At 56.6% G+C, this 1935-nt stretch carries 1 protein-coding gene; it reads left to right on the forward strand.

Features of this window, described 5'->3' with window-relative positions; all coding sequences use genetic code 11:
• On the forward strand, window positions 1–1935 hold a 1935-nt coding region (locus HX884_RS26255), incomplete at both ends, for a Tn3-like element Tn5403 family transposase (protein ID WP_178329022.1).

Here is a 1935-nt window from a genome sequence, read left to right on the forward strand (position 1 = left end):
TTGCGGAAAATTTAACAGCGGATGTTCGCGATCACCTGGACAAACTTCTGAGTGAAATGCTCGCCGGCAATATCAGTCGTTTCATCTGGCTTCGCAACTTCGAGGTTGGTAACAACTCGGCTGCTGCTAACCGTTTGCTCGACAGGCTCGAATTTCTGCGTACCCTGAATATCAATCATAGTGCTTTGGCCAGCATACCTGCCCATCGCATTGCCCGGCTGCGTCGGCAGGGTGAACGCTACTTCACCGACGGTTTGCGTGACATCACTTCGGACCGCCGCTGGGCGATCCTTGCCGTCTGTGTTGTGGAGTGGGAAGCGGCGATTGCTGATGCCATAGTCGAAACCCATGACAGGATCGTAGGAAAAACCTGGCGGGAAGCGAAGCGCCAGCATGACGAAACAATTTCCGGCTCTAAAGCCACACTCACGGATACGATCCGTACCTTCACCGCGCTGGGAGCTTCGTTGCTTGAGGCCCGCAGTGACGGAACCCCGCTGGAGATGGCTGTCGCCAGTTCGGTTGCATGGGACCGGCTCGCTCAACTGGTAGCGACAGGGACTCAACTCAGCAACACGCTAGCCGATGAGCCTCTTGCATATGTCGGGCAGGGATACCATCGCTTTCGTCGTTATGCGCCCCGCATGTTGCGCTGTCTGAAGCTCGAAGCCGCGCCGGTCGCCGGACCATTGGTAGCAGCAGCTTTGTCGATCGGAGAGATGAAAGGTGTTGCATCGCCAGAAAGGCGTTTCCTGCGGCCCAGCTCCAAATGGAACCGTCATTTACGAGCTCAGGAAAAAGGAGATACCCGTCTTTGGGAAGTGGCGGTACTCTTTCACCTCCGGGATGCTTTTCGTTCCGGAGATGTCTGGCTCGCTCATTCGCGCCGCTATGGTGACCTCAAGCAGGTACTGGTGCCGATGATCGCGGCGCAGGAAAATGCAAAACTGGCCGTGCCTTCCAACCCACAGGATTGGCTGGCAGACAGAAAGGCGCGACTCACGATCGCTCTTAAGCGGCTGGCCCGGGCTGCCCGTAACGGCACTATTCCGCACGGTAGCATAGAAGATGGAACGTTGCGGATCGACAGGTTGACAGCAGACGTGCCGGATGGTGCCGAGGCACTCATACTGGATCTGTATCGCCGAATGCCGTCCGTTCGGATTACCGACATGCTGCTTGAAGTTGATGCAGCCCTTGGTTTCACAGATGCGTTTACCCATCTGAGAACCGGGGCTCCATGTCGCGACCGGATCGGTCTGCTCAACGTCCTGCTCGCTGAAGGGCTCAATCTGGGCCTGCGTAAGATGGCGGAAGCTACAAACACGCATGATTACTGGCAGCTCTCACGCCTTGCCCGCTGGCATGTTGAAAGCGAAGCCATGAACCAGGCATTGGCAATTGTGGTGGCCGCGCAGGGTAAACTGCCGATGTCACGCGTCTGGGGGATGGGCACGTCAGCATCGAGCGATGGTCAGTTTTTCCCGACAGCGCGGCATGGCGAAGCCATGAACATGGTCAATGCCAAATATGGTTCTGTTCCCGGCCTCAAAGCGTATACTCACGTAAGCGACCAGTTCGCGCCATTCGCTTGTCAGTCGATCCCGGCGACCGTGAGCGAGGCACCGTATATTCTCGATGGACTACTGATGAACGAGGTCGGTCGCCATGTTCGCGAACAGTATGCCGATACAGCAGGATTCACCGACCATTTGTTCGGAGCCAGTAGCCTGCTCGGCTACAATCTCGTTCTGCGAATCAGGGATCTGCCATCGAAGCGGTTGTACGTATTTAATCCCGATACGACCCCCAGGGAGTTACGCAAGTTGGTAGGTGGAAAAGCCCGGGAGGATCTTATCGTTGCGAACTGGCCTGATATTTTCCGTTGTGCCGCGACGATGACCGCTGGCAAAATCAGGCCCAGCCAACTCCTGC

The organism is Enterobacter sp. SECR19-1250 (assembly GCF_013391025.1).
Taxonomy (GTDB): Bacteria; Pseudomonadota; Gammaproteobacteria; order Enterobacterales; family Enterobacteriaceae; genus Enterobacter; species Enterobacter cloacae.